General features: G+C 60.6%; 29 protein-coding genes and 1 pseudogene. 25 read left to right on the plus strand and 5 right to left on the minus strand.

The window, feature by feature from the left end; translation table 11 throughout:
- The first annotated feature begins 196 nt into the window (after nucleotides 1-196).
- From DM08_RS13265 to DM08_RS10060, 16 genes are all read left to right on the plus strand, one after another.
- Nucleotides 197-787, plus strand: a complete 591-nt coding sequence (locus DM08_RS13265; RefSeq protein ID WP_035384526.1) for a cytochrome c3 family protein — start codon at nucleotides 197-199, stop codon at nucleotides 785-787.
- A 39-nt stretch (nucleotides 788-826) separates the two neighbouring features.
- Nucleotides 827-3025 (plus strand): molybdopterin-dependent oxidoreductase, encoded by a 2199-nt coding sequence (locus tag DM08_RS09990; RefSeq protein ID WP_035384527.1) that lies wholly within the window; start codon nucleotides 827-829, stop codon nucleotides 3023-3025.
- 2 nt (nucleotides 3026-3027) lie between these two features.
- Nucleotides 3028-3909: a 4Fe-4S dicluster domain-containing protein gene (locus DM08_RS09995; protein WP_035384528.1), complete on the plus strand. Its 882-nt coding sequence runs from the start codon at nucleotides 3028-3030 to the stop codon at nucleotides 3907-3909.
- An 18-nt stretch (nucleotides 3910-3927) separates the two neighbouring features.
- The gene (gene nrfD / locus DM08_RS10000) at nucleotides 3928-5286 is read left to right on the plus strand and encodes an NrfD/PsrC family molybdoenzyme membrane anchor subunit (RefSeq protein ID WP_035384529.1); all 1359 of its coding nucleotides are present in this window, start codon (nucleotides 3928-3930) and stop codon (nucleotides 5284-5286) included.
- Nucleotides 5287-5814, plus strand: a complete 528-nt coding sequence (locus DM08_RS10005; RefSeq protein WP_035384530.1) for a DUF3341 domain-containing protein — start codon at nucleotides 5287-5289, stop codon at nucleotides 5812-5814. It abuts the gene before it with no gap.
- A complete protein-coding gene (locus DM08_RS10010) occupies nucleotides 5811-6338 on the plus strand; it encodes a c-type cytochrome (RefSeq protein ID WP_035384531.1) in 528 nt (175 codons plus the stop codon). The genes DM08_RS10005 and DM08_RS10010 overlap by 4 nt, the downstream gene beginning before the upstream one ends.
- A 12-nt stretch (nucleotides 6339-6350) precedes the next feature.
- Nucleotides 6351-7358 (plus strand): hypothetical protein, encoded by a 1008-nt coding sequence (locus tag DM08_RS10015; RefSeq protein WP_237560267.1) that lies wholly within the window; start codon nucleotides 6351-6353, stop codon nucleotides 7356-7358.
- 7 nt (nucleotides 7359-7365) lie between these two features.
- Nucleotides 7366-7965, plus strand: a complete 600-nt coding sequence (locus DM08_RS10020) for a glutathione S-transferase N-terminal domain-containing protein (RefSeq protein WP_035384533.1) — start codon at nucleotides 7366-7368, stop codon at nucleotides 7963-7965.
- Nucleotides 7966-8370, plus strand: coding sequence for a ClpXP protease specificity-enhancing factor (locus DM08_RS10025; RefSeq protein ID WP_035384534.1), 405 nt, complete (start codon nucleotides 7966-7968; stop codon nucleotides 8368-8370).
- 78 nt (nucleotides 8371-8448) lie between these two features.
- Entirely contained in the window at nucleotides 8449-9297 is an 849-nt protein-coding gene (gene nadC / locus DM08_RS10030) for a carboxylating nicotinate-nucleotide diphosphorylase (protein WP_035384535.1), read from the plus strand.
- Complete coding sequence (locus DM08_RS10035; protein ID WP_035384536.1) at nucleotides 9297-10118, plus strand: class II glutamine amidotransferase; 822 nt, start codon at nucleotides 9297-9299, stop codon at nucleotides 10116-10118. The genes nadC and DM08_RS10035 overlap by 1 nt, the downstream gene beginning before the upstream one ends.
- A gap of 170 nt (nucleotides 10119-10288) precedes the next feature.
- Nucleotides 10289-10669, plus strand: coding sequence for a 30S ribosomal protein S6 (gene rpsF, locus DM08_RS10040; RefSeq protein ID WP_035384537.1), 381 nt, complete (start codon nucleotides 10289-10291; stop codon nucleotides 10667-10669).
- Between the two features lie 4 nt (nucleotides 10670-10673).
- Complete coding sequence (gene priB / locus DM08_RS10045; RefSeq protein WP_035384538.1) at nucleotides 10674-10970, plus strand: primosomal replication protein N; 297 nt, start codon at nucleotides 10674-10676, stop codon at nucleotides 10968-10970.
- A 10-nt stretch (nucleotides 10971-10980) separates the two neighbouring features.
- Nucleotides 10981-11250, plus strand: a complete 270-nt coding sequence (gene rpsR / locus DM08_RS10050) for a 30S ribosomal protein S18 (protein WP_035384539.1) — start codon at nucleotides 10981-10983, stop codon at nucleotides 11248-11250.
- Nucleotides 11251-11260: 10 nt separating this feature from the next.
- The gene (rplI, locus tag DM08_RS10055) at nucleotides 11261-11707 is read left to right on the plus strand and encodes a 50S ribosomal protein L9 (protein ID WP_035384540.1); all 447 of its coding nucleotides are present in this window, start codon (nucleotides 11261-11263) and stop codon (nucleotides 11705-11707) included.
- A gap of 301 nt (nucleotides 11708-12008) precedes the next feature.
- Nucleotides 12009-12716 carry an HAD family hydrolase gene (locus DM08_RS10060; protein WP_035384541.1) on the plus strand — a complete coding sequence of 236 codons (708 nt, stop codon included), beginning with the start codon at nucleotides 12009-12011 and terminating at the stop codon, nucleotides 12714-12716.
- 66 nt (nucleotides 12717-12782) lie between these two features.
- Here the strand turns inward: DM08_RS10060 and lolD are convergent, their stop codons facing one another.
- Both lolD and DM08_RS10070 read right to left on the minus strand, forming a co-directional pair.
- The gene (gene lolD, locus DM08_RS10065; protein ID WP_035384542.1) at nucleotides 12783-13454 is read right to left on the minus strand and encodes a lipoprotein-releasing ABC transporter ATP-binding protein LolD; all 672 of its coding nucleotides are present in this window, start codon (nucleotides 13452-13454) and stop codon (nucleotides 12783-12785) included.
- 40 nt (nucleotides 13455-13494) lie between these two features.
- Nucleotides 13495-14739, minus strand: coding sequence for a lipoprotein-releasing ABC transporter permease subunit (locus tag DM08_RS10070; RefSeq protein ID WP_035384543.1), 1245 nt, complete (start codon nucleotides 14737-14739; stop codon nucleotides 13495-13497).
- A gap of 107 nt (nucleotides 14740-14846) precedes the next feature.
- Here DM08_RS10070 and DM08_RS10075 point away from each other — a divergent pair, with 107 nt between their 5' ends.
- Complete coding sequence (locus tag DM08_RS10075) at nucleotides 14847-15845, plus strand: hypothetical protein (protein ID WP_051938103.1); 999 nt, start codon at nucleotides 14847-14849, stop codon at nucleotides 15843-15845.
- Between the two features lie 7 nt (nucleotides 15846-15852).
- On the opposite strand, the gene DM08_RS10080 is transcribed toward DM08_RS10075, so the two are convergent.
- Complete coding sequence (locus DM08_RS10080) at nucleotides 15853-16248, minus strand: bacteriohemerythrin (protein WP_035384544.1); 396 nt, start codon at nucleotides 16246-16248, stop codon at nucleotides 15853-15855.
- A gap of 133 nt (nucleotides 16249-16381) precedes the next feature.
- Here DM08_RS10080 and DM08_RS10085 point away from each other — a divergent pair, with 133 nt between their 5' ends.
- The 7 genes from DM08_RS10085 to DM08_RS10115 are packed head-to-tail and all read left to right on the plus strand — an operon-like array spanning nucleotide 16382 to nucleotide 24026.
- Nucleotides 16382-16945 (plus strand): hypothetical protein, encoded by a 564-nt coding sequence (locus tag DM08_RS10085; RefSeq protein WP_035384545.1) that lies wholly within the window; start codon nucleotides 16382-16384, stop codon nucleotides 16943-16945.
- A gap of 21 nt (nucleotides 16946-16966) precedes the next feature.
- On the plus strand, nucleotides 16967-17662 hold the full coding sequence (locus DM08_RS10090; RefSeq protein ID WP_035384546.1) for a succinate dehydrogenase iron-sulfur subunit: 696 nt from the start codon (nucleotides 16967-16969) through the stop codon (nucleotides 17660-17662).
- Complete coding sequence (locus DM08_RS10095) at nucleotides 17659-17898, plus strand: FAD assembly factor SdhE (protein WP_035384547.1); 240 nt, start codon at nucleotides 17659-17661, stop codon at nucleotides 17896-17898. Before DM08_RS10090 ends, DM08_RS10095 begins: the two co-directional genes overlap by 4 nt.
- A gap of 25 nt (nucleotides 17899-17923) precedes the next feature.
- Nucleotides 17924-19210: a citrate synthase gene (gene gltA / locus DM08_RS10100; RefSeq protein WP_035384548.1), complete on the plus strand. Its 1287-nt coding sequence runs from the start codon at nucleotides 17924-17926 to the stop codon at nucleotides 19208-19210.
- A gap of 14 nt (nucleotides 19211-19224) precedes the next feature.
- Nucleotides 19225-22098 carry a 2-oxoglutarate dehydrogenase E1 component gene (locus DM08_RS10105; RefSeq protein ID WP_035384549.1) on the plus strand — a complete coding sequence of 958 codons (2874 nt, stop codon included), beginning with the start codon at nucleotides 19225-19227 and terminating at the stop codon, nucleotides 22096-22098.
- Nucleotides 22088-23233: a 2-oxoglutarate dehydrogenase complex dihydrolipoyllysine-residue succinyltransferase gene (odhB, locus tag DM08_RS10110; RefSeq protein WP_035384550.1), complete on the plus strand. Its 1146-nt coding sequence runs from the start codon at nucleotides 22088-22090 to the stop codon at nucleotides 23231-23233. Before DM08_RS10105 ends, odhB begins: the two co-directional genes overlap by 11 nt.
- Nucleotides 23234-23258: 25 nt before the next feature.
- Nucleotides 23259-24026, plus strand: coding sequence for a formylglycine-generating enzyme family protein (locus DM08_RS10115; protein ID WP_051938104.1), 768 nt, complete (start codon nucleotides 23259-23261; stop codon nucleotides 24024-24026).
- 106 nt (nucleotides 24027-24132) lie between these two features.
- Here the strand turns inward: DM08_RS10115 and DM08_RS10120 are convergent, their stop codons facing one another.
- Nucleotides 24133-24591, minus strand: a complete 459-nt coding sequence (locus DM08_RS10120) for a hypothetical protein (RefSeq protein WP_035384551.1) — start codon at nucleotides 24589-24591, stop codon at nucleotides 24133-24135.
- Nucleotides 24592-24672: 81 nt separating this feature from the next.
- On the minus strand, nucleotides 24673-24903 hold the full coding sequence (locus DM08_RS10125; RefSeq protein ID WP_051938105.1) for a (2Fe-2S)-binding protein: 231 nt from the start codon (nucleotides 24901-24903) through the stop codon (nucleotides 24673-24675).
- On the opposite strand from DM08_RS10125, the pseudogene DM08_RS12615 reads away from it, so the two are divergent.
- Nucleotides 24855-24997, plus strand: a pseudogene (locus DM08_RS12615) (2-oxo acid dehydrogenase subunit E2); the annotation flags it as partial. The gene DM08_RS10125 and the pseudogene DM08_RS12615 sit on opposite strands and share 49 nt — an antisense overlap.

Genomic DNA, 24997 nt, shown 5'->3' on the forward strand with positions numbered 1-24997 from the left:
CTATCAGTATTGACTTTGAATATTCGAGCAGGGATGATGCTCTCTGGTGTAAGTCGCACCTACCCGATTGGGTAGTGGAGTTAGAAGAGCAATGCGGCGCACTCCGATTTTTCCGTGAGTTGTTAGTTGTAGTAGATGCTGGCGTGGTCTTGCCAGTGCTTTATTGTTGTAATTTTGTTTGGGGGAGCCTCCTGAGATGCGGCATTTTTTACGTTTGTCCATTTTGCTTATCGGGCTGTTTTCGGGTTCGTCCAGCTTTGCTGCCGATACCTTGCCGCCTGTCAATACGGCAGATGATCTGGGTCCTCAGGTCGATCAGCCTATCGAGTTTCCACATAACCGGCATGCCAAGGATATGGGAATCAACTGTATGTACTGCCATACCTATGCACGTCGGGCTCCGGTAGCCGGTATTCCGCCGCTGCAAAAGTGTATGGGCTGTCACAACGGTATCGAATCCGTGAAGGACAAACCGCGCATCAAGGAGTTGTTCAAGCACTGGGACGAGAAGAAGCCCATCGCCTGGAAGAAAGTGCACGACCTGCCTGACTACGTGCGCTTCAATCATGAGCGTCACGTCAAGCGCTTCATCGTGCAGCAGGACAAGCCCGTGCAGGAAGTCTGCGGCTACTGCCACGGTGATGTGAAAGAAGGTACGGTGGCGCGCCGCCAGAAGCCGCTTTCCATGGGCTGGTGTGTCTCTTGCCACGAAAAGGCTCATCCGACAGACAAGACTGCGCAAGCGACTGCCCAAGGGCCGAACGATTGCTGGCAATGCCACAAGTAAGTCGTGGGCATACGGACAGAATAAGCTAGAGAGGGTGTGATGATCGAAAACGAGTTCAATCGACGCGATTTCCTGAAGGTCCTGGGATGGGGGGGTGCGGCAGTGGCGGTGAGCGGCTGTGGCTTCACTTCGGTACAGGATGGCGTGGAAAACGTAGTTTCGTACGTGGAAGCCAACGAGTACATGATTCCGGGGATCGGCGTGTACTTTAACTCCACATGTGCCCAGTGTGATGCGGCATGCGGCATCACCGGCAAGGTTCGCGAAGGTCGCGTACTGAAGCTGGAAGGCAATGCCGCCTCCAGCATCAATCGCGGTCGTTTGTGTGGCTTGGGCCAGGCGGGTGTGCAGGCGCACTACAACCCGGATCGTGTGACCGAGCCGCGTACCGGCAAGGGCGAGAAGCTGGATTGGGAAAAGGCGCTGGGTCAGGTCAAGGAAAAGCTGACGGGCGTTTCCGGCGACGAGATCGCCTTCCTGACCGGCAACCTCAGTGGTCACCTTAAGGTGTTGCTGGGCAACTACATGGATGCGCTGGGCAGCAAGAACCACTTCGTCTATGACGCAGTGGCACCTGCGGTGATGCGCGCTTCCAACAAGAAGGCGTATGGCAATGAGATGCCTGCGCTGCGTCTGGACAAGGCCAAGGTCATCGTATCGTTCGGCGCGGACTTCCTCGGTTCCTGGGTGTCTCCGGTGAACTTCTCCCAGCAATATGCGCAGTTCCGCAAAGGCGTGAACAACGGCGGTCGCGGTGTGCTGGTGCAGATCGAGCCGAAGATGACGCTGACCGGCGCGAATGCCGACCGCTGGATTCCGGCGAATCCCGGCACCGAGGGTGTGCTGGCGCTGGGTCTGATCAACGCGCTGGGCGCGGCGGGTGTGTCGATCCCGTCTGATATTGCCGCTTCCGTGTCCGCCTATGGCGTGGAGCGCGTGAGCAAGGATACCGGCGTATCGGCTGAGCAGATCCAGAAGCTGGCTGCCGTGCTGAAGGAACGCAGCCCCAGCCTGGTGATCGCGGGTGGTGGCGCGGAAGGTTATGCGCACGGTTCGCAGAACGCCGCCGCTGTCGCCCTGCTCAATCAGGTGCTGGGTAACGTCGGCAAGACCGTCGAAGCACCGAGCGTGGTGCCGTTCCCGCAACTGGCTCCGACCGCAGGCGGTACGGCTGGCCTGAAGGCGTTCAACGATGGGCTGGCCGCTGGCAAGTTCAAGGTGGTGTTCACGCTAGGTGCGAACCCGGTGTACTCCGCGCCTGCCTTCATGAAGCTCGCTGACAATCTGAAGAAAGCCGCCTTCAAGGTGGCGCTGGCCGATGCCATCGACGAGACCGCAGCCCAGGCCGATCTGGTGTTGCCGCTGGATTCCGCGATGGAAAGCTGGGGCACCGTGGTGGCCGAATATCAGGCAGGCGATGCGCACATCGGTATCCAGCAGCCGCTGATGGAACGTCTGTATGACAACACCCGCAGCGCGGGCGATATTCTGCTGAGCTTGGTCAAGCAGCAAAAGGCAGACGACTACAAGGCATTCGAAGACTACTACGCTTATCTGCGCGGTGCCGTGGTGCAGGCCAAGGGTTCGCTGGGCGGCGCTGGCATGGACGACGACGAGTTCTGGAGCACGGTGCTGAGCAGCGGCATGGTCAAGACCGGCAACGCCTCGTCCTCCCTGCGCACCAGTGCTTCGGCAGTCACGCTCCCGGCGGCTGCGGTAGCCGATGCAGCGTTCCCGCTGCGCTTGCTGCCCTATGTGCAGCCTTCGATGCGCGATGGTCGTCATGCCAACCTGCCCTGGTTGCAGGAATCGCCCGATCCGCTGACTACCATTGTGTGGGATAGCTGGGTCGAGATGCATCCCAAGACGGCGGCCAAGTTGGGCATCGTCGAGGGCGATATCGTCGAAGTCACGTCCAAGAGCGGTTCGATCAAGGCGCAAGCCTACATCTTCCCGGGCATCCATCCGGATGCGGTCTCCGTGCCGTTCGGTAACGGTCACACCGAGTTGGGCCGTTATGCCAAGGGTGTGGGTGCCAACGTGTTCCAGATGCTCGATCCAGTGTTCGATCAGGAGACTGGTGAGCTGGCCATCAACGAAACGCATGTCAAGGTCAGCAAGACAGGCAAGCGCGTGATCGTGGTCAAGGAAGAAGGCGCCGCCGGAGGCAGTCAGGCAGGCAAGAAGATCGCTGGCCGTCTGGCATCGAACAACGTTGATCTTTCCAAGGAGGTCTGATCGTGTCGGTTTCTAATCTGTTACAAAACTGGTCCGCAGTGCGCCACACCCACCCGGTGGGTGATGCCCCGCATGCGGAATACAAGTGGGCGATGGCCATCGATCTGGATGCGTGTACCGGTTGCAACGCGTGCAGCGTCGCTTGCTATGCCGAGAACAACCTGCCTGCGGTAGGCAAGGACAAGTTCGAGCATGGGCAGCAGATGCACTGGATGCGCATCGAGCGTTATTGGGATGAGGATGGTCGCGACATGCCGGATCAGGGCGCGCAATTCCTGCCCATGATGTGCCAGCATTGCGAAGCCGCTCCATGTGAGACGGTGTGCCCGGTGGGTGCGACCAATCATACGGCTGACGGTTTGAACTCTCAGGTGTACAACCGCTGTGTGGGTTCGCGTTACTGTTCGGCCAACTGCCCGTTCAAGGTGCGTTACTTCAACTGGTACAGCTACCCGGATCAGGAGATCTCTTGGCCCTCCCCGATGGAGCAGCAGCTCAATCCGGACGTGACGGTGCGTACCAAGGGTGTGATGGAGAAGTGCACGTTCTGCGTGCAGCGTCTGACCGTTGCCAAGCACAATGCCCGTAACGAGGGGCGCTTGGTGCAGGACGGCGAAGTGCAGACCGCATGTCAGCAAGCTTGCCCGACCAGCGCGATCAGCTTCGGTAACTTGGTCGATCCGGCCTCCAAGGTGGCTAAGCAGTGGAAGGCTCAGCAAGTCGAGCTGGCCGTTGACAAGCAGGCCAAGGACGAGGGTGATGATAGCCACGAAGTGGGCGAGCATCACAGCACGACCAAACTGCGCGGTTATCGTATCTTCGAAGAGCTGCGTGCCTATCCATCAGTGATGTACCTGGAACGCGTCCGCGAGAGCGCGGTTTAAGGGAAGAGGAAGAAGAAGATGGGAAAAGATATTCGTGAAGACATCTCTTGGGCCAAGATTAACACCGATGTGCTCAAGAGTCTGGAAAGCCCCCGTCCCCTGTATTGGGTGATCGTGGGTGTGGCGTTGCTGATGTTCCTCGGCGGTGTGTCGCTGGAGGCGTATCAGTATCGCCAAGGTATGGGCGTGGCCAACCTGAACAATCCCCATGTCTGGGGGCTGTTCATCGCTACCTTCATTTTCTGGATCGGCATGAGCCACTCCGGTACGCTGCTGTCGGCGATTCTGCACTTGATGCATGCTGACTGGCGCAAGCCGATCTACCGTTTCGCGGAAGCAATGACGACCTTCTCGCTGATGACGGCGGGTCTGTTCGTGATGGTGCACTTGGGTCGTTTGTGGCAGTTCTACTACTCATTGCCTTATCCGAACGAGCGCGGTCTGTGGCCGAACTTCCAGTCGCCCCTGCTGTGGGATGCGATGGCGATCTTCACTTACCTGAGTTCGTCTGTGATCTTCCTGTTCATCGGCATGATCCCCGACCTGGCGATCTGTCGTGACCACCTGCATCCGGGCTGGCGCAAGAAGTTGTACACCGTGCTGGCACTGGGTTGGGAAGGTACCGACCGTCAATGGCGCAACTTCCGCGTGACTTACCTGACTGTGGCTTGTTACTTGATCCCGCTGGCGGTGTCGGTGCACTCCATCGTGGCTTCGGACTTCGCCATGTCGCAACAGCCGGGCTGGCACGTGACTTCGTTCCCGCCGTACTTCGTGGCTGGCGCGCTGTATTCCGGTTGTGCTGCGATCATCACGCTGTTCATCATCTTGCGCTATGTGTTCAAGTTCGAGGAATACATGACCTTGCCGATCCTGAAGAAGACCGCACGTCTGACCTTCGCGATCGCCATGGTGTGGACCTATCTGAACGCGATCGAGTTCGCCTCGGTGTGGTACAGCCACGATCAGGCTTCCAAGGATGTGTTGATCCAGAAGGCGACCGGCCCGTATGCGTTCGCATGGTGGGGCATGATCATCTGCGGCTCCGTGGTTCCTTTGGCGCTGGCCTTCAAGAAGGTGCAGACCAACATCCCGATGCTGTTCTCGGTGTCGCTGTTGCTGAATCTGGGGATGTGGCTGGAACGCTGGATGATCGTCGCGCCAACCTTCTCGCATGGTTATTACCCATGGACCTGGGATCACGACCAGTGGCCCAGCTTCGTGCAGTGGGGCATGGTGTTCGCGAGCTTCGGCTGGTTCACCCTGTTGTTCATGATCTTCTGTAAGGTGTTCCCATCCGTTTCCATGTATGAAGTGAAGGAAATGGTGTATCACCGCAGCTTGGCATCAAAAATGGGCGGAAAGGGAGGCCACTAAATGAGTCAACGACATTTGCTTGCCTTGTTCAACAACTTTGATGAGGCGGAAGCCGTCATCAAGGAGTTGCGCGAGACATCCATCAAGGGTTTCAATTTTGATGACTTGGTGCTGAAGTCGCCAATCGAGCACCACGAAGTCGAGGACGTGCTGGGTCAGCGCTCTGCCAATGTGCAGTGGTTCACGCTGGTGGGTTCGATTCTGGGCGGTTTGCTGGGTTTCTTCCTGATTTCGGGTGCCCAGGCCAACTTCTACTCGCAGATGAAGGGTGGCAAGCCCATCGTTCCGCTACCCGCCAACTTCGTGTTGACCTACGAGATGTTCATTCTGGGTGGGGTGTTCATCTCGGTGCTGGGCTTCTTGGTGTGTGCTGGTCTGCCGGCCAAGCGCTCGCCGCTGTATAGCGCCAAGGTGCAGGAAGACCAGATCGCGATTCTGGTGAAGGGCGACGACTCTGCCGTGGCAGCACTCAAGGCAGTGTTCACCAAGCATCAGGCTTTGGAAATTCAGGAAGAGGCTGGGAAATGAAAAAACTAACCCTGACAATCGCGCTGGCATTGGCGCCTACACTGGCTCAAGCGTTCCCGTGGGATCACGACATGGCCAATCAGATCAGCATCAAGCCACAGGAAAGTGTGGATGGTAAGGCTGGCGGCATGAAGCCCTTCCCCAAGCGTTCGGTGCCGGTTGCCGGAACATCGAGTTTTGTGAAGGATCAGGGCGCTGCCGAGAAGATGGCGAATCCCGTGCCTGCGGACGAAAAGTCCGTTGCTGAGGGCAAGCGCCTGTTTGCGATCTACTGCTCGGCGTGTCATGGAGCTGGAGGCAAAGGCGATGGCAAGGTCGGTGAAAAGCTGGTCTTGCAGCCTTTCGACCTGACCGCCGATCAGACCAGGTCGCGTACGGATGGCTTCATCTGGGGCTATATGACCTTCGGCGGTGCGATCATGCCGGCCTATGCCAATGATCTGAATGCTACCGAGCGCTGGCATGTAGTTAACTATGTCCGCAAGACATTGCAGGGCGGGGCGGCGACTGCCGCAGCCAAGTAAGGGGGGTACATAATGTCCTATTACGACTGGTCGGTATTGACCGTAAGTTTCCTGGTGGTCTTGTCGCTCTCTTTGGGCGGCGTAGCGCTGACTGCAACGTTGCACTTGGTCGGCGCACGCTGGCAGTGTGAGATCCGTCCACTGGCCAAGAGCCTGTTCGCGCTGTTGCCGCTGGCCTTCGTGCTGCTGCTGGTGTTGTTGGCGGGCGGCTCCCACACTTTCCCGTGGCTGGGGCATCTGGGCTCCGATGTTCACATGCCGGGTTGGTACACCATGCCCCTGCTGGCAGCGCGTGAGATCATCGGTCTGTTGTTCATGGGCTATCTGTGCTCGGTGTATCTCAAGCGTCAGGAAGTGGCTGACCGCAGCGAGGCCGACAAGGAGAGCTTCCATAACGTGGCTACCTGGATCCCGTTCTTCTACGTGCTGTATGGCACGATGGTGTCTTGGGACTTCGAAATGACGCTGATGCCATCCTGGCACAGTGCCATCTATGGGCTGCAGAACATCATCAGTAATTTCGGCATGTTCCTGTCTTTCCTGGTGGTTTGGGTGTTCTTCCTGAATGCTGGCGGCAAATTGCGCGCCAACGTGAAGGATCACATCCCCAACTACATCGCGCAGATGCTGTTCGCCTTCACCTTGTTGTGGGTGTACACCTTCTTTGCCCAATACCTGACCATCTGGTATGGCAACCTGCCGGACGAGACAGATCGTATCTACGCGATGCAGGATGGCAACTACACCTTCCTGTGGTGGTCGATGATCTTCCTGAAGTTCGTCATCCCGTTCGTTACGCTGTGCTTCCCAGGGCCGCGTCATAGTCTGTCTGCTATCAATTTTGTGGCGGTTTGTATTATCATTGGCACCCTTTTCGAACGGTTCAACTGGGTGGCGGGGATGGATGGCAAGGGCACACTGCCTTTGCTGGCTGTCGTCGTGGTGGGTGGTGCGGTAGCTACCATCGGCTTCCATCTGGTTCGTTCGGCCATGCGCAAGAACCAGATATTGAAGGTATAAACCACCGATGATGACGTTGTATTCAGGGACGACATGCCCATTCAGCCAGCGCTGCCGTATCGTGCTGTTTGAAAAGGGCATGGACTTCCAGATAGTAGATGTAGATGTGTTCAACAAGCCGGAAGACATTGCCGTGATCAATCCCTACGGCAAGGTCCCGGCCTTGGTGGAGCGGGATCTGATCCTGTATGAAGCCAATATCATCAATGAATATATCGATGAGCGCTTCCCCCATCCGCAGTTGATGCCAGCAGATCCCGTGGCCCGTGCCCGTGCCCGTTTGTTCCTGCACCGATTCGAACAGGATCTGTTCAGTCACATCCCGGCCATCGAGCATGGTTCGGATAAGGAAGTTGAGCAGGCCAGGCAGGCTGTCCGTGATGGCCTGACGCAGATCGCTCCGATCTTCACCAAGCAGAAGTACATGCTGGGTGACGAATATTCCATGCTGGATGTCGCAATCGCCCCATTGCTCTGGCGCCTGGACCACTATGGCATCAAGTTGGGCAAGGAAGCGGCACCTGTGATGAAATATGCCGAGCGTTTGTTTGCTCGCCCGGCTTATTTCGAAGCGATGACCCCTTCCGAAAAGGCGATGCGCAAGTAAGTGGACGAGCTGTCGACCAAGCCCTACCTGATTCGTGCGATCTACGAATGGTGTACGGACAGTGGACTGACACCCTATCTGCATGTGCGTGTAGACGACAACACGCGAGTGCCGCAGGCCTATATCAGGAATGGGGAGATCGTGCTGAACATCAGTCTGCAAGCCGTGAGTCAACTCCAGCTCGGGAACGAGGAGGTGACGTGCAGCGGGCGGTTCGGCGGGGTTTCCCACAAGCTGTTCGTGCCCATAGATGCCGTGATCGGCATCTATGCTAAGGAAAATGGCAATGGCTTGGTGTTTCAGGAGGGCGGGTCGAACAAGGTTTCGTCCGGGGATCGTAGTGAAGATGAGCCTCCCGACTCACCCCATCCGCCCACTCGCCCGCATCTGCGGGTGGTCAAATGAGCCGCGCAAGCGGCTTTTTTGTTGTCCAACCAGGGTGCTAGACTGCGCACCTGCCTATCCTGCGACTGGAAAGATCACATGCCACTTAACTCGATACCCGTAACGCAGATCCAGCACGATGTCGGTGTGGCGCTGGGTGAAGATGTGCGTGGCGGCGACCTGACTGCGCAATTGATCCCGGAGCATGCGCGTGCCGAAGCCGTGGTCATCACCCGTGAAGCGGCGGTGCTGTGTGGCACGCCCTGGTTCGAGGCCTGTTTTCGCAGGCTGGACCCCTCGTGCGACATCCGCTGGTTGGCGCAGGAGGGCGGGCTTGTGACGGCGGGCCAAGCTCTGTGTGAGATCACGGGCAACGCCCGCGCCATGCTGACGGCAGAGCGTGCGGCCCTCAATTTTCTGCAGACATTGTCGGCCACGGCGACTTTGACGCATCGGTATGTGGCAGCGGTCACGGGTACGCGCGCCCGCATCCTGGATACGCGCAAGACTCTGCCCGGGCTGCGTATCGCTCAGAAATATGCGGTGCGTATCGGCGGGGGCTGCAATCAGCGCGTCGGGCTGTTCGATGGCATTCTCATCAAGGAGAACCACATACTGGCTGCTGGCGGCATTCGTGCTGCTTTGCTGCAGGCGCAAGGCTTGGCCCCCGCCGCTGTCACGATACAGATCGAGGTCGAGAGTCTGGATGAACTGCGGGAGGCGCTGGAGGCTGGGGCGCAACTGGTCCTGCTCGACAATTTCGATCTAGCAGGCATGCGTGCGGCGGTTGCGCTCACGGCTGGGCGCGCGCAGCTGGAGGCTTCCGGCGGGGTGAATCTCGATACCGTGCGCGCCATCGCCGAGACCGGAGTGGATCGCATCTCCATCGGCGGATTGACCAAGGACGTGCGGGCGATCGACCTTTCCATGCGCTTCAAGGGGGAGTGATGTGCCAGCTGCTGGGCATGAACTGTAACGTCCCGACGGACATCTGCTTCTCTTTCACGGGCTTCCAGAAACGTGGGGGCGTGACCGATGTCCACGCGGATGGCTGGGGCATCGCCTTCTTCGAGGATCGCGGCGTGCGCCTGTTCCTCGATCCGCTGCCTTCCGCCCAGTCGCCCATCGCCGAGTTGGTGCGCAACTACCCCATCCGCTCACTCAATGTCATCGCCCATATCCGCAAGGCGACGCAGGGCTTGGTCACGCTGGAGAACACGCATCCCTTCCAGCGCGAACTGTGGGGACGCTACTGGATCTTTGCGCACAACGGCGACCTGCCGCAGTTCCAGCCGACGCTGAACGGGAACTTCGTCCCCGTAGGCAACACCGACAGTGAGCGCATCTTTTGCTGGCTGTTGCAAAGCCTGCGCGATCGCTTCGGCGCAACCATGCCGGAGCGCACCGAACTGTTCGATGCCCTGCACGAACTGAGTATGCCGCTGGCGGCGATGGGCATCTTCAATTTCCTGCTGTCGAACGGCGATAGCCTGTTCGCGCATTGCTCCACCGAGTTGAGTTACATCGTGCGCCGCGCACCGTTCAATGTCGCCCATCTCAAGGATGAGGACGTGCTGATCGACTTCAGTGAGGTCACCACGCCGGATGACCGTGTCGCGGTCATCGCCACTCAGCCGCTTACCGACAACGAGCCGTGGGTCGTCATGCCGCCGGGTAGCCTGTGGCAGTTCCATGCCGGGGCTGTCGTCGAGCAACGCTTGACGGTGCCCAGTCCAGTGAAGTCGCTGGCCGCCGCGCAGACAGCCTGAGCCGCCCGCACCATCCCGCGAATCGAACTGGCAAATCAGATAGTTGCCGGTTGACGGCGGGTGATAATCCCGTATAATCCGCGCTCCCGCGAAATGCCTGCTGGCAGATCACGGGGTTTTCCCTTGCTCCACCGCGACCAGCGGGGGGCTTTAATCCACAAGGAGATGTAATGCGTCACTACGAAATCGTATTTATCGTGCATCCCGATCAGAGCGAGCAAGTGCCTGCCATGATCGAGCGCTATCGCACGCTGGTCACCAGCAAGGCTGGCCAGATCCACCGTCTGGAAGACTGGGGCCGCCGCCAACTGGCTTACCCGATCCAGAAGATCCACAAGGCACACTATGTGCTGATGAACATCGAAGTCGACCAGGAGACCCTGGACGAACTGGAACACGCATTCAAGTTCAACGACGCTGTTCTGCGCCACCTGACCATCAAGACCAAGGCCGCCGTGACTGCGCCTTCGCCAATGATGAAGGAAGAGAAGTCCCGTTCGCTGGCTGGCGACGTGGTTTCCGACGCAGCACCGGCAGCGGCTGCTGCCTGATTGAGTGAGTTGTAACCGGTTCGTTATTTGCGGACACATCGCGGCGCGAGATGAATTGCGCTACACCCCGGCAGGGTTGGAGCGGCTGGAACTGAAGATCCAGCACAGTTCGACCCAGCAACACGCCGGATCGCCGCGCCAGGTGCAGTGTGAGATCACTGCGCTGGCATTGGGCGATACAGCCAGACACGCGGCAACGCTGCAGGTCGGGCACAAGGTGAAAGCAGGCGGATTCATCGCCCAGCGTAGTCTGCGCAGTACGCAACTGGTTCTGCATATCGAAAACATTATTCTGGAATAAGGAGCACCAAATGGCTCGTTTCACCAACAAGAAGGACGACAAGAAGGGCAACTCTTCGCGTCAGCTGTTCAAGCGTCGCAAGTTCTGCCGCTTCACCGCCGAGAAGATCGCCGAAGTGGATTACAAGGATGTGAACATCCTGAAGGAATTCATCACCGAAAACGGCAAGCTGATCCCGGCTCGCATCACCGGCACCAAGACTCGCTATCAGCGTCAACTGAGCACAGCGGTCAAGCGCGCACGCTTCCTGGCGCTGCTGCCCTACACCGATCTGCACTAAGGAGTAGAACATGCAAATCATTCTGATGGAAAAAGTCATCAACCTGGGTCAACTGGGTGATGTGGTCAAGGTCAAGAACGGCTACGCCCGCAACTTCCTGATCCCCACTGGCAAGGCCAAGCGCGCTACTGCCGCTTCCCTGGCTGAATTCGAAGCTCGTCGTGCTGAACTGCAAGCTGCTGAAGCGGCCAAGCTGGCTGCCGCTCAAGCCGTGGCCGAGAAGATGAACGGCGTGACCGTGGCGATCGCCCAAAAGGCGGGCGTGGACGGAAAACTGTTCGGTTCCGTGACCAACGCCGACATCGCTGACGCACTGGCTGCAGCAGGTTTCACCGTGGAAAAGGCGCAAGTGCGCATGCCTAACGGTCACCTGAAGCAGATCGGCGAGTATGCAGTGAGCGTTTCGCTGCACACCGACGTGGTGGCGGACATCACCGTGACCGTGGCAGGCGAATAATCCTCGCGTACTGCGGTATCGAAAAAAAGGGCTGGCAACAGCCCTTTTTTCTTTTGTGGAACTTTTCCGCACATTCCCTATCTGACTGCTCGGGTATGTTGCCCGTATCTAGAAAAGGAATGCAAAGTGAAGAAATATTTCGTACTGATCAGCCTGACGGTCGCCGAATGGTTTGAGGTCGTGACTCACTCCGTCCCTCTCTAATACCGGTATAATTCACTCAGGCAATCCCGTAGCTTGCTGCGGGATTTTCTGTTTCTGGACCCTGACCGGGAAAACAATACGCAACAGGAAGACGAGCATGACCATCAAAGCCATCATTTTTGACGTGGACGGCACCCTGGCCGATACCGAAGACGCGCACCGCATCGCCTTCAACAAGGCCTTCGCTGACAACGATCTCGACTGGAACTGGGACGTGTCGCTGTACGACAAGCTGCTGAAAGTCACCGGCGGCAAGGAGCGCATCAAGTACTACGTCTCCGACTTCAACACGGCTTACGCCAAACCGGAGAACTTCGATGACTTCGTCAAGCACCTGCACAAGGTCAAGACCGCGCACTACACCGCCATGCTTGCCGATGGTCGCATTCCGCTGCGTCCCGGCATCAAGCGTTTGATCCAGAGTGCGCACCAAAGCGGTGTCACGCTGGCAATCGCCACCACCACCTCGCCGGAGAATGTCGCGGCCTTGCTGGAAGTGGGGCTGGGCAAGGATTGGGAGCGGTACTTTAGTGCTGTCGGCTGTGGCGACATCGTGCCCGCCAAGAAACCGGCACCGGACATCTACAACTGGGTGTTGGATCAACTCAAGCTCGCGCCCCAGGACTGCATCGCCATCGAGGATACCAACAATGGCCTGCGTTCCAGTCTCGGTGCTGGGATCAAGACCTACATCACTGTCAACGATTACACCCACGGTCAGGACTTCACCGGCGCTGCGGCGGTGTTCAAGGACTTGGGAGATTTGCCGGCTTTTTACCGGGCGACCGGTTTGCCGCTGGCGTGATCACGCTGGCCTGACTGCCGCGGTCACCGAGCAAGGGCGATCCGGAAGCGGGTCGCCCTTGTCGTTTCAAGCGTCTTGCAATGTCCCATCCACCAGCCGCAACTGGCGCTGCATGCGGGCAGCCAGTTCGAGGTCGTGGGTGACGATGATGAAACTGGTGTTGAGGCGGGCGTTGAGTTCCTGCAGCAGGGCGAACAGCGCTTGGGCGCTGGCGCGGTCGAGGTTGCCGGTCGGCTCGTCGGCCAGCACACAGGCTGGGCGGGTGACGAGCGCGCGGGCGACGGCGACACGCTGGCGTTCGCCGCCGGAAAGCTCGGCGGGCAGGTGTTCCAGCCGGTGACCCAGGCCGACCTGTTCCAGCATGGCAGCGGCCTGTGGCGCGGCCTCCTCGCGTTTCATGCCCCGGATCAGCAGCGGCATGGCGACATTCTCCAGCGCGGTGAACTCGGCCAGCAGGTGGTGGAACTGATAGACGAAGCCCAGATGACGGTTGCGCAGTTCGCCGCGCGCCGCTTCGCTCATCGCCTGCACGTCTTGCCCCAAAATCTGCACGCTGCCGCCGCTGGCCGTGTCCAGTCCGCCTAGCAGGTGGAGCAGGGTACTCTTGCCGGAGCCGGACGCGCCGAGGATGGCCAGGCTCTCGCCGCGCGCCACTTGCAGATCGACCCCGTTCAGCACCGTGACGTTGAGCTTGCCCTGTGCGTAAGTCTTGCGCAGTTCCTTGCAGGAAATAACCATCTCAGCCCTCAGTCCTCCGACCTCAGTCCTGTTGTGTTCGTCACTCATAACGCAACGCCTCCGCCGGTTGTACCTTGGCTGCGCGCCAACTTGGGTAAAGGGTCGCCAACAGGCTGATGAGGAAGGACATCGAGGCGACTACGATTACGTCGGCGCTGTGCAGGTCGGACGGCAGTTCGCTGATGTAGTAGAACTCCTTGGACAGAAACTGTACGCCGAACAGGTGCTCGATGAAGGGCACGAGGGTGCCGATGTTGAGCGCGATCAGTACGCCTCCGCCCACGCCCAGCACCATGCCGATGAGGCCGATCAGCACGCCTTGCACCATGAAGATCTTCATGATGCTGGAGGGCGCAGCGCCCAGCGTGCGCAGGATGGCGATGTCGGCCTGCTTGTCGGTGACGGCCATCACCAGCGTAGAGACGATGTTGAACGCGGCGACCAGCACGATGAGCGACAGGATGATGAACATCATCTTCTTTTCCATTGCCACCACCGCAAAGTAGTTGGCGTTCTGCTGCGTCCAGTCGCTGGCGTAGAGGCCGGGCGGTAATTGGCTGCCGAGCTGGCGCGCCACCTCGGGCGCATGGTCGAGGTCGTGCAGGTTGGCGCTGATGCCGCTCACCGCTTCGCCCAGCCGGAACAACTTCTGCGCGTCGCTCAGGTGGATCAGTACCAGCGCGTTGTCGAATGGAGCCATGCCTACCTCGAAGATGCCGACCACACGGAACTGTTTCAGGCGCGGCAACATCCCGGCAGGCGTGATCTGGCCCTGCGGCGTGATGAGCAGCACCGAATCGCCCAGCCGTGCGCCCATCGCCCGCGCCAAGTCGCTGCCCAGCGTGATGCCGAACTCACCGGGGAGTAGGTCGTCCAGCTTGCCGACTTTCATCTTGTCGCCCAGCCCGGTCAGGCGCTGCTCGTCGGCGGGCAGGATGCCGCGCACCATCACGCCTTGCACCACCTCGTTTAGCGACACCATGCCCTGACCGCTGACGTAGGGCGCGGCGGCGCGGATGTCTGCTTGTTTGCCCAGCGCAGCCAGCAACGGCTGCCAGTCCAGCACTTGACCGGTGTCGCTCACCACTTGCAGATGCGGCGTCACACCCAGAATGCGCGCCCGCACTTCCTTCTGGAAGCCGTTCATCACCGACAGCACCACGATCAGCGCCGCCACGCCGAGCGCGATGCCCAGCATCGAGATCAGCGAGATGAAGGAGATGAAGTGGTTGCGGCGCTTGGCGCGGGTGTAACGCAGACCGATGAGCAGTTCGTAAGGACGCAAGGGAAAGACCGGCAAAAAGTTCGGGCGCTAGTGTGCCACAAGCGGGGCGGGGATGCGGCAGGATTGAGTCGAAATCCATCACGGCGGCCTCTGGTAAACTCCGCGCCATGAAAAAAATACAGTTGATCGTTGCTGATTTGCTTCCGCCGCCGGACTGGGCGGGCGAGTTGTTGGCTGGCTTGGCGTTGCCCGCGCTGGAGGCTTTGCTGGCTCGGGGTGCGCGGGCGGATGGTACATCGACAACTCTGGAGGCGGCCTTGTGTCGCGCGTACGGCGTGTCGGGCGGTGAGCCGGTGGCGGCGGTCACGGCACAGGCGGATGGTTTGTCGCAGGACGGCTATTGGCTGCGCGCCGATCCGGTGCATTTTTTGTTGCAGCGCGACAAGATCGTGGCGCTGCCCACCGGCGGCTTGGCGTCCGGCGAGGCGGCAGCCCTGGTCGCCAGCCTGAATCAGCATTTCAGCGCGGATGGCTTGACGTTCCACGCGCCGCATCCGCAGCGCTGGTATCTGCGGCTGGAGGCGGTCCCCGGCCTCGTCACCACGCCCTTGTCGCAAGTGTACGGGCGCGACATCCGCCATCTGCTGCCGCACGGGGAGGACACGTTGCGCTGGCATAGGCTGACGAACGAGATTCAGATGTTGTTGCATCAACATCCCGTCAACGAGGCGCTGGAAGCGCGCGGTCTGCGGGCGGTCAACGGTGTCTGGCTGTGGGGCGGCGGCGTGGCCGGGGTGGCGTTGTCACAGTCGTTCCAGTCGGTATGCACCGACGATGCGTTGGCTGGACAGTTCGCCCAGCTTGCCGGACTGACCGACCACGCTTGGCCGGAACGCTGGCAGCCCGTCGAGGGCGCACAACTGTTGGTGTACGGCGGTTTGGGCGAGGCGCTGCAGGCGGGTGACTGGCAGGCCTGGCGTGCGCGGATACAGTCCCTGGAGCGGGGTTACGCGCAACCGTTGCTGGCGGCGCTGCGGCGCGGCGAGTTGGCGCGGCTGGAGATTAAGGTGCTGGGCAGTGGCGGCACGGCCAGTTCACACACGCTGACACCCGCTGCGGCGTGGAAGCTCTGGCGGCGTGGCGGTTTGGGGCGGACCGTGCGCTGAGGTACGACTAGCTGCGGCTGGCGATGAATGCAGCGGTGATGAAATCCATCGTGTTGACGTGATTGACGAACCAGTCGCCGATCTCTTTTTCCAGCCAGTGCTTGAGTGCTGCGGTATCTCGCTCCCTCGCCCATGACTCGACCTGTGCGGCCATGCTGGCCAGTACGCGGTCATGTTCGCCCTTGTGCATGGGGTAGGGCGGGAACTGTGCGGCGAGCATGCGCCCCTCTTCTTCGGCAAAATGATGGCGCGTGTGTTCCTGCAGGTCGCCCAGCAGCACGTCCAGCGCATCGGTGTCTGTGGGGGCTCGTGCCAGTAACCCGAGCAGTTTGTCGCGCAGGGAGACGAATTCCTGATGGTCGCGATTCATGAATTCCAGGGCGACCTGTGGGTAGTCGAGCATGGTCTTTTCCTGTTGTATGCGGCTACGGATGCGGTCGATTTTACGCAGAAATCGAGGCCTGTTCCCGGTTTTGTAGCCTTTCTTCGGTGATATGATGCACGCAACTTGGTCGAATCGAGAATTGGGAGGACGTATGGACAACATCAGGGCGGGTTCGCGGGCACGCAATCCTGACATGGACTGGAGTCAGGTGCGTGAGACGGTGCTGATGCTGGAATTGGCGATGGTACAGATCGATACTGCTCTCAAGGACAGTCGCTCCTCGTTCGAGGTATTGTCCACGGCCTTTACGGCGATGGCGAACTTCCTCAGCGCGCAGCAGGAGACGTTGAGCACCTTGCCGACCACCGAAGAAGGCGAGGCGATGAAGGCTGGAGTGCTGGAAACGGGATCCCATGTGATGAGCATGATGAACGACGCGATCGTCTCCTTCCAGTTCTATGACCGCATGGGGCAGCGGCTGGATCATGTCTGCGGCAGTCTCCATTCACTGAGCCAGCTCGTCTCCGACAGCAGCCGACTTTATTCGCCGGAAGAGTGGCATCGCCTGCAGGAACAGATACGTTCCAAATACACCACCCCCGAGGAGCGCGAGATGTTCGATGCGGTCATGGGAGGGGTGCCTGTGGAGGAAGCCATGGGGCACTATGTGTCCAGTTTGCAGGAGAAATCGGGTGGGGATGTCGAGTTGTTCTGAGTCCGGCTGGGCGTGCCGATCATGAAGTTCCGTATCTATCGCTACAACCCGGAGACCGATGGCCGCCCGGCGATGCGTGACTATGAACTCGATCTCGAATCCGGTGACAGGATGCTGCTGGATGCGCTGATGTTGCTCAAAGAGCAGGACGACAGTCTGGGGTTCCGCAAATCCTGCCGCGAAGGCGTGTGCGGCTCGGATGCCATCAACATCAACGGGCGTAACGGGCTGGCTTGCATCACGCCGCTGTCCAGCCTGAAGCAGCCGATAGAACTGCGTCCGCTGCCCGGCCTGCCGGTCATTCGCGACTTGATCGTGGACATGACGCAGTTCTTCAAGCAGTACCACTCGATCAAGCCCTACCTCGTCAACAATGATCCGCCGCCGGAGACCGAGCGGCTGCAATCGCCGGCGGCGCGTGCCGAGCTGGATGGCTTGTACGAGTGCATCCTGTGCGCCTGCTGTTCGACTTCCTGCCCGTCCTTCTGGTGGAACCCGGACAAGTTCGTCGGCCCGGCGGGGCTGTTGCAGGCCTACCGTTTCATCGCCGACACGCGCGACCAAGCCACCGCCGAGCGGCTGGACTATCTCGAAGATCCGTACCGATTGTTCCGTTGCCACACCATCATGAGCTGTGTCGAAGTTTGTCCCAAAGGCCTGAACCCGACCGAAGCCATCGGCAAGATCAAGGACCTGATGGTCAAGAGGATGGTGTGAGCTGCGAGGCCTGCAACGACCGCTTGCTGTGGCGCTGCCGCCGTGGGCTGCTGGAGTTGGACATCGTGCTGGAGCATTTCGTGGTGCGACATTTCGATGGGCTGGATGCCGGGCGGCAGGCGCAATTCGTGCAACTGCTGGAGCTGCCGGATAACGAGCTTTGGGATTTGATTACAGGTAAAATCGCGGCCAAGGACGAGATTCGTCCGCTGTTGGATTTGCTCATGGCAGCTTGAAGCTGCGTCTCACTGGAAGTAGATTATGGAAAAAAAGCGTGTTGCGACGTTGACGCTGGATGATGGTCGGGTCATCGAACTGCCGATCCTTGAGGGCACGCTGGGGCCCGATGTGCTGGACATCCGCAACCTGGCCAAGGCCGGGCTGTTCACCTTCGACCCAGGTTTCATGGCGACGGCCAGTTGCGAATCTCAGATCACCTTCATCGATGGCGAGGCCGGCCTGCTGTACTACCGGGGCTATCCCATCGAGCAGCTGGCGGAGCATTCCGACTTCCTTGAAGTCTGCTATCTGCTGCTGAACGGCGAATTGCCGGGGGCCGCGCAGAAGGTCGAGTTCAACAGCAAGGTCCGCCAGCACACCATGGTGCATGACCAGCTGGCGCGCTTCTTCAGCGGCTTCCGCCGCGATGCCCATCCGATGGCGGTGATGGTGGGCGTGGTCGGGGCGCTGTCGGCGTTCTATCACGACTCGCTGGACATCAACAATCCCGAGCACCGCGAGATCTCGGCGCTGCGCCTGATCTCCAAAGTGCCGACCATCGCGGCGATGGCCTACAAGTACAACATCGGTGAACCATTCATGTATCCGAAGAACAAGTTCGGCTACGTCGAGAACTTCATGCACATGATGTTCGCCACGCCTTGTGAGGACTACGTACCGAACCCGGTGCTGGTGCGGGCGCTGGAACGTATCTTCATCCTGCATGCCGACCACGAGCAGAACGCCTCTACTTCCACCGTGCGGCTGGCCGGATCGAGCGGAGCCAGCCCGTTCGCCTGCGTGTCGTCCGGCATCGCGGCCTTGTGGGGCCCGGCGCACGGCGGTGCCAACGAGGCGGTGCTGAAGATGCTGGAAGAGATCGGCGACATCTCGCGTGTCGAGGAGTTCATGAAGGGCGTGAAGGAGAAGCGCTACCGCCTGATGGGCTTCGGCCACCGCGTCTATCGCAACATGGACCCGCGCGCCAACGTGATGCGCGAGACCTGCTACGAGGTGCTGAACGAGCTGAACCTGGGCGACGACCCGATGTTCAGGATGGCGCTGGAGCTGGAACAGATCGCCCTGCGCGACCCGTATTTCATCGAGCGCAGGCTGTACCCGAACGTGGACTTCTATTCCGGCATCGTGCTGCGCGCCTTGGGTGTCCCGACCAATATGTTCACGGTGATCTTTGCACTGGCCCGTACCATAGGCTGGATCTCGCAATGGAACGAAATGATTTCTGACGCCGACCGTCGCATTGGCCGTCCGCGCCAGCTGTATCAGGGCGCGGTGCAGCGCGATTTCGTGCCGGTAACGGAGCGCTAGGAAAGGCCCGCGACATGGGCGAACGCAGCTACCTTCAGACCATGCAGGACAGCTCGCGGCTGTTCGGTGCCAACGCGAGCTTCATCGAGGCCTTGTACGAGGACTACCTGCGCGACCCGGCAAGTGTGGAACCCGCCTGGCGCAGCTATTTCGACGCGCTGCAGCGCACGCCGGGTGCGGACCACGAGGTGGCACACACGCCGGTGCAGCGCAGCTTCGCCGCACTGCCGCCTGCGGGCGGCAAACCTGCCGTCACTCAGGATGCCGAGTTCGCACGCAAGCAAGTCTATGTGCTGCAACTCATCAATGCCTACCGTTTCCTCGGCATCCGCCGCGCCGACCTTGATCCGCTGGCCCGTCATGCCAAACCCGAGGTGCCTGAGTTGGAGCCGGGCTATTACGGGCTGACCGACGACGATCTGGAGGCGACTTTCGAGACAGGTTCGCTGGTCGGCGCGCAGCGCATGACCCTGCGCGAGATCGTGCGCCTGCTGCATCAGACCTACTGCGGCAGCATAGGCGCGGAATACATGTACATCTCGGACATGGCGCAGAAACGCTGGATCCAGCAGCGCATCGAGAGCGTGCGCGGCCAGCCCGGCTACACCGCAACGCAGCGGCGCGGCATCCTCGAACGGCTGACTGCCGCCGAGACGCTGGAGCGTTACCTGCACACCAAATACGTCGGCCAGAAGCGTTTCTCGCTGGAAGGGGGCGACACCCTGATCCCGTTGCTGTCCCACCTGCTGCAGCGCGCGGGCGGTGCCGGGGTGAAGGAGGCGGTCATCGGCATGGCCCATCGCGGGCGGCTCAATGTGCTGGTCAACATCATCGGCAAACGTCCGTCCACCCTGTTCGCCGAGTTTGAGGGCAAGCACAACGACACGCTCACGTCCGGTGACGTGAAATACCATCAGGGCTTCTCGTCCGACATCGCCACGCCGGGCGGCGCGATGCACGTTACCCTGGCGTTCAATCCCTCGCATCTGGAGATCGTCGATCCGGTGGTGGAAGGCTCGGTGCGTGCCCGCCAGCACCGGCGCAACGACCATGACGGAGCCCAGGTGCTGCCCATCCTGCTGCACGGCGATGCCGCCTTTGCCGGACAGGGTGTGGTGATGGAGACGCTCAACCTGTCGCAGACGCGCGGCTACGGCACCGGCGGCACGGTGCATGTCATCATCAACAACCAGATCGGCTTCACCACCTCGGACGCGCGCGACACGCGCTCCTCGACCTATTGCACCGACGTGGCCAAGATGGTCGAAGCGCCCATCTTCCACGTCAATGCCGACGATCCCGAGGCCGTGCTGCTGGTCACCGAGATCGCGCTGGATTTCCGCCTGACCTTCCACAAGGACGTGGTCATCGACATGGTGTGTTTCCGCAAGCTGGGGCACAACGAGCAGGACGAGCCGCTGGTCACCCAGCCCTTCATGTATCGCTACATCAACCAGCATCCCGGCACTCGCGCCTTGTACGCGCAGCGGCTGACGGCGGCGGGCGTGATCGCGCCGGAGGTGCCGGACGCGATGATCGCCGACTACCGCAAACTGCTGGAGAGCGGCGACAAGCCAGTGCCGCTGGCCGAGAGCGATTTCCGCGAGCAGCACGCGACCCGCTGGCGCGACTTCAAGCAGGATGACGTGCGCTGGGATCAGCCGGTGCCGACAGCGGTGCCGTTAGGCACGCTGCATCACTACGCGGCGCGGCTGGTCAATCTGCCGCCCGGCTTCAAACTTCACTCGCGTGTCGAGAAAATCATCGCCGACCGTTCCGCCATGGGGCGCGGCGAGCTGGCGCTGGACTGGGGCATGGCCGAGAACCTGGCTTATGCCAGCCTGGTCGACCAGGGTTATGCCGTGCGCCTGTCCGGGCAGGATTGCCGACGCGGTACCTTCTTCCACCGCCATGCCGCGTTGCACGACCAGAATCGCACGGAATGGCGGCTGGGCGCGCATGTGCCGTTGCAGCACATCCGGCCCGGACAGGCCGATTTCGTGGCGATCGATTCCATCCTGTCGGAAGAGGCGGTGCTCGGCTTCGAGTACGGCTACGCCACCGCTGACCCGGATTCGCTGGTGCTGTGGGAGGCGCAATTCGGCGACTTCGCCAACGGCGCGCAGGTGGTGATCGACCAGTTCATCGCTTCCGGCGAGGCCAAGTGGGGCAGGCTGTGCGGCCTGACCATGTTGCTGCCGCACGGTTACGAAGGGCAGGGCGCGGAGCATTCCTCGGGCCGCATCGAGCGCTATCTGCAACTGTGCGCGGAATACAACATCCAGGTCGTAGTGCCGTCGTCGCCCGCGCAGATGTTCCACCTGTTGCGCCGCCAGATGTTGCGCCCCTATCGCCGCCCACTGATCGTGTTCACGCCCAAGAGCCTGCTGCGCAGCAAGGATGCCGCCTCGCCCTTGAGCGAACTGGCTGAGGGCCGCTTCCAGCCGGTGATCGGCGAAGTGGATGCGCTTGATGCTACCCACGTGCGCCGCGTCATCGCTTGCAGCGGCAAGCTGTATTACGAGCTGCTCAAGGCACGCCGCGAACGCGGCATCACCGACATGGCCATCGTCCGCATCGAGCAGTTGTATCCCTTCCCGCACCAGGACTTCGCCACCCAGATCGCCGCCTACCCGAACGCGACCGAACTGCTCTGGGCGCAGGAAGAGCCGGGCAATCAGGGTGCCTGGCACCGCATCCAGCATTATCTGGCGCGCCACATGCGTCCCGGCATGCAATTGGGCTACGCGCTGCGCGCCTCGTCCGCCGCGCCTGCCGCCGGTTATCTGGCTCTGCACAACGAACAACAGAAAGCAGTGATCGAGGCCGCCTTCCGCGCTGACATCACTCAGCGCAACAACCCCGGAGCGAAACGCCATGCAAGTTGAGATCAAAGTCCCGCAATTGTCCGAATCCGTCTCCGAAGCCACGCTGCTGTCCTGGCACAAACAGGTCGGCGAAACGGCGGCGGAGGGCGAGAACCTGATCGATGTCGAGACCGACAAGGTGGTGCTGGAGTTGCCAGCGGTGCAGTCCGGCGTGCTGGTGCAGATACTGAAACAGGCGGGCGAACTGGTGGTGAGCGGCGAAGTGATCGGCCTGCTGGATACCACAGCGCAGGCGACCGCCGCGCCCCAAGCCGGGACGGCGGCAGAGCCTGTCTTGTCGCCCTCGCCGCGCAAGCTGGCGCACGAGGCCGGGGTGGATGTCGCCAACGTCACCGGCAGCGGTCGCGGCGGGCGCATCACCCGGGAAGACGTGCAGGCGGTGATCGAGCAGAAAGCCGCCCCGGTCGCGCCGGTCCCGCAAGCGGCAGTCGGTGGCCGCATCGAGCAGCGCGTACCGATGACCCGCATCCGCCAGCGCATCGCCGAGCGCTTGCTGCAATCGCAAGCCAACGCCGCCATCCTGACCACCTTCAACGAGGTCAACATGCAGCCGGTGATCGACCTGCGCAACCGTTACAAGGACGCGTTCGAGAAGAAGCACGGCATCAAGCTCGGCTTCACCTCGTTCTTCGTCAAGGCGGCGGTGCTGGCGCTGCAGAAGTTTCCTGTCGTCAACGCCTCGGTGGATGGCACGGACATCGTCTACCACGGCTATTACGACATCGGCGTGGCCATCGGCAGCGAGCGCGGCCTGGTGGTGCCCATCATCCGTGATGCGGACAAACTCTCCTACGCCGATATAGAGAAGCAGGTGGCCGACTTCGGCGCGCGCGCCAAGGAGGGCAAGCTGACGCTGGAAGAGCTCTCCGGCGGCACGTTCTCCATCTCCAACGGCGGCGTGTTCGGCTCCATGCTCTCCACCCCCATCATCAACCCACCGCAAAGCGCCATCCTCGGCATCCACGCGACGAAAGACCGCCCAGTAGCCGAGAACGGCCAGGTCGTCATCCGCCCGATGAACTACCTCGCCGTGTCCTACGACCACCGCATCATCGATGGACGCGAAGCGGTGCAGTTTCTGGGCACGATCAAGGAAGCGCTGGAGTTCCCGGGACGGGCGTTGCTGGATTTGTGACTTGTTTTCTTCAGGGGATGCTTCCATGAGACTGTTCACCCTCTTGTTGGCGGCGCTGCTGCCTGCCATCCTTGCCGCGCCCGTGTGTGCGGAGGGGCTCAAAGCCGGGGAGATCTGGCGCGAGCCGAACACCGGCATCGAGTTCGTGTACATCCCGGCAGGCTGTTTCGACATGGGGCTGGATGACACGGCGGAGAAGGACGAGCTGCCGGTACACAAGGTCTGTGTCAAGGCGTTCATGCTGAGCCGATACGAGATCACCCAGGACCAATACCGCAAAGTGACCACGCTCAAGCCCAGCGAATTTATCGGGGGGAGCAACCCGGTCGAACAGGTGAGCTGGGACGATGCGCAGCTGTTCGTGCGCGAGATGAACCGCGTCAGCGGCCAGCGTTTCAACCTGCCCAGCGAGTCTCAATGGGAATACGCCTGCCGGGCGGGCGGCCAGCACAGCACCTACTGCGGGCAGGGATTCCTGGCGCAACTGGCCTGGGGCGTAGGCAATGCCGATTACCATCCCCATCCGGTGGGAAAGAAGAAGGCCAATGCCTGGAACCTGTACGACATGAGCGGCAACGTGCGCGAGTGGGTCGAGGATTGCTACGGCGACAGCTACAGCGGTGCTCCCGCAGACGGCTCGCCGGTACAGCGTGCCGATTGCCCACTGCGCGTACAGCGCGGCGGAGCCTGGATAGATGGCCCCCAGGCGGCCCGCGCGGCCAACCGCAGCGGTGTCGCCCCTACACAACGCAATGGCCTGGCTGGTTTTCGATTGCTTCGAGCCCTTCCGTGAGGCGGGGCTGCAGAGTGCGGTTTCTGGAGAAGGTGGCGCTTGATCGGGTGGACCTCTGGGAGCATTGACGCTGCCCAGAGGGATGGTGGGTCAGGCAGGTGTCTGTTTACTTTTGGGCACCATCGTCAGTCTTCGGAGCATCCCCGCTCTCGTTGGGATTGTATTCGGCACCGGCCACTTCAAACGGATCTTTGGGTGTGCATTTGTTCACATGGAACATGCCAAATACGCTGACCTGTGTAAAGAAAATCACCTTGCCCTGCCCCTTGTAAAAATACTCGGTACGTCCTTTGTCCGGCCCCATATAGAACGGGATATGTTGTTTGCCGGTACAAAAAGATCGTTCGGAGGTGGGCTTGCCAAGAATCTCGACAGCCTCAGAGAATTTCATGCCGCGTTTCAGTTTTGCGAAGGGGTGGTCGGCAGGAGGATTGCCCCGGATGGCCAGAGTGGGGTCATCCTCTGACTTTTCAGTTTTATCCGCATCTGCCAGTGCCGTGGTGCAAGGGAGTGTCAGGCATAAGCCAAGCAGAGCGGCGAATCGAAAATGTCGAAAATTCTGCATGTTGCATTCCTCCTTGGTTAGGTTTCGGTGCGAAAGTCTATCATGCTGTACTGGGGGCAGGCACAAGCATTATCCCCATGGCTATGCTTCTTTACCGGAGGCTGCATCAAGCTGTTTGATGAAGTCAGCGATGTCCCACTCGCAGCCGCCACAGCCGGAGAGTGCGCCGGTCCAGCGCGAGATGGCGGGCAAATCCATCCCTTCTTCTTGATACAAGCGCTGGATGTAGGCGCGGCGGGTGCCGCTGCATGAGCACATCACCGCGCGCCAAGGAGGGCAAGCTGACGCTGGAAGAGCTCTCCGGCGGCACATTCTCCATCTCCAACGGCGGCGTGTTCGGCTCCATGCTCTCCACCCCCATCATCAACCCACCGCAAAGCGCCATCCTCGGCATCCACGCGACGAA

It is taken from the genome of Ferriphaselus sp. R-1 (genome assembly GCF_000746095.1).
Lineage (GTDB): Bacteria > Pseudomonadota > Gammaproteobacteria > Burkholderiales > Gallionellaceae > Ferriphaselus.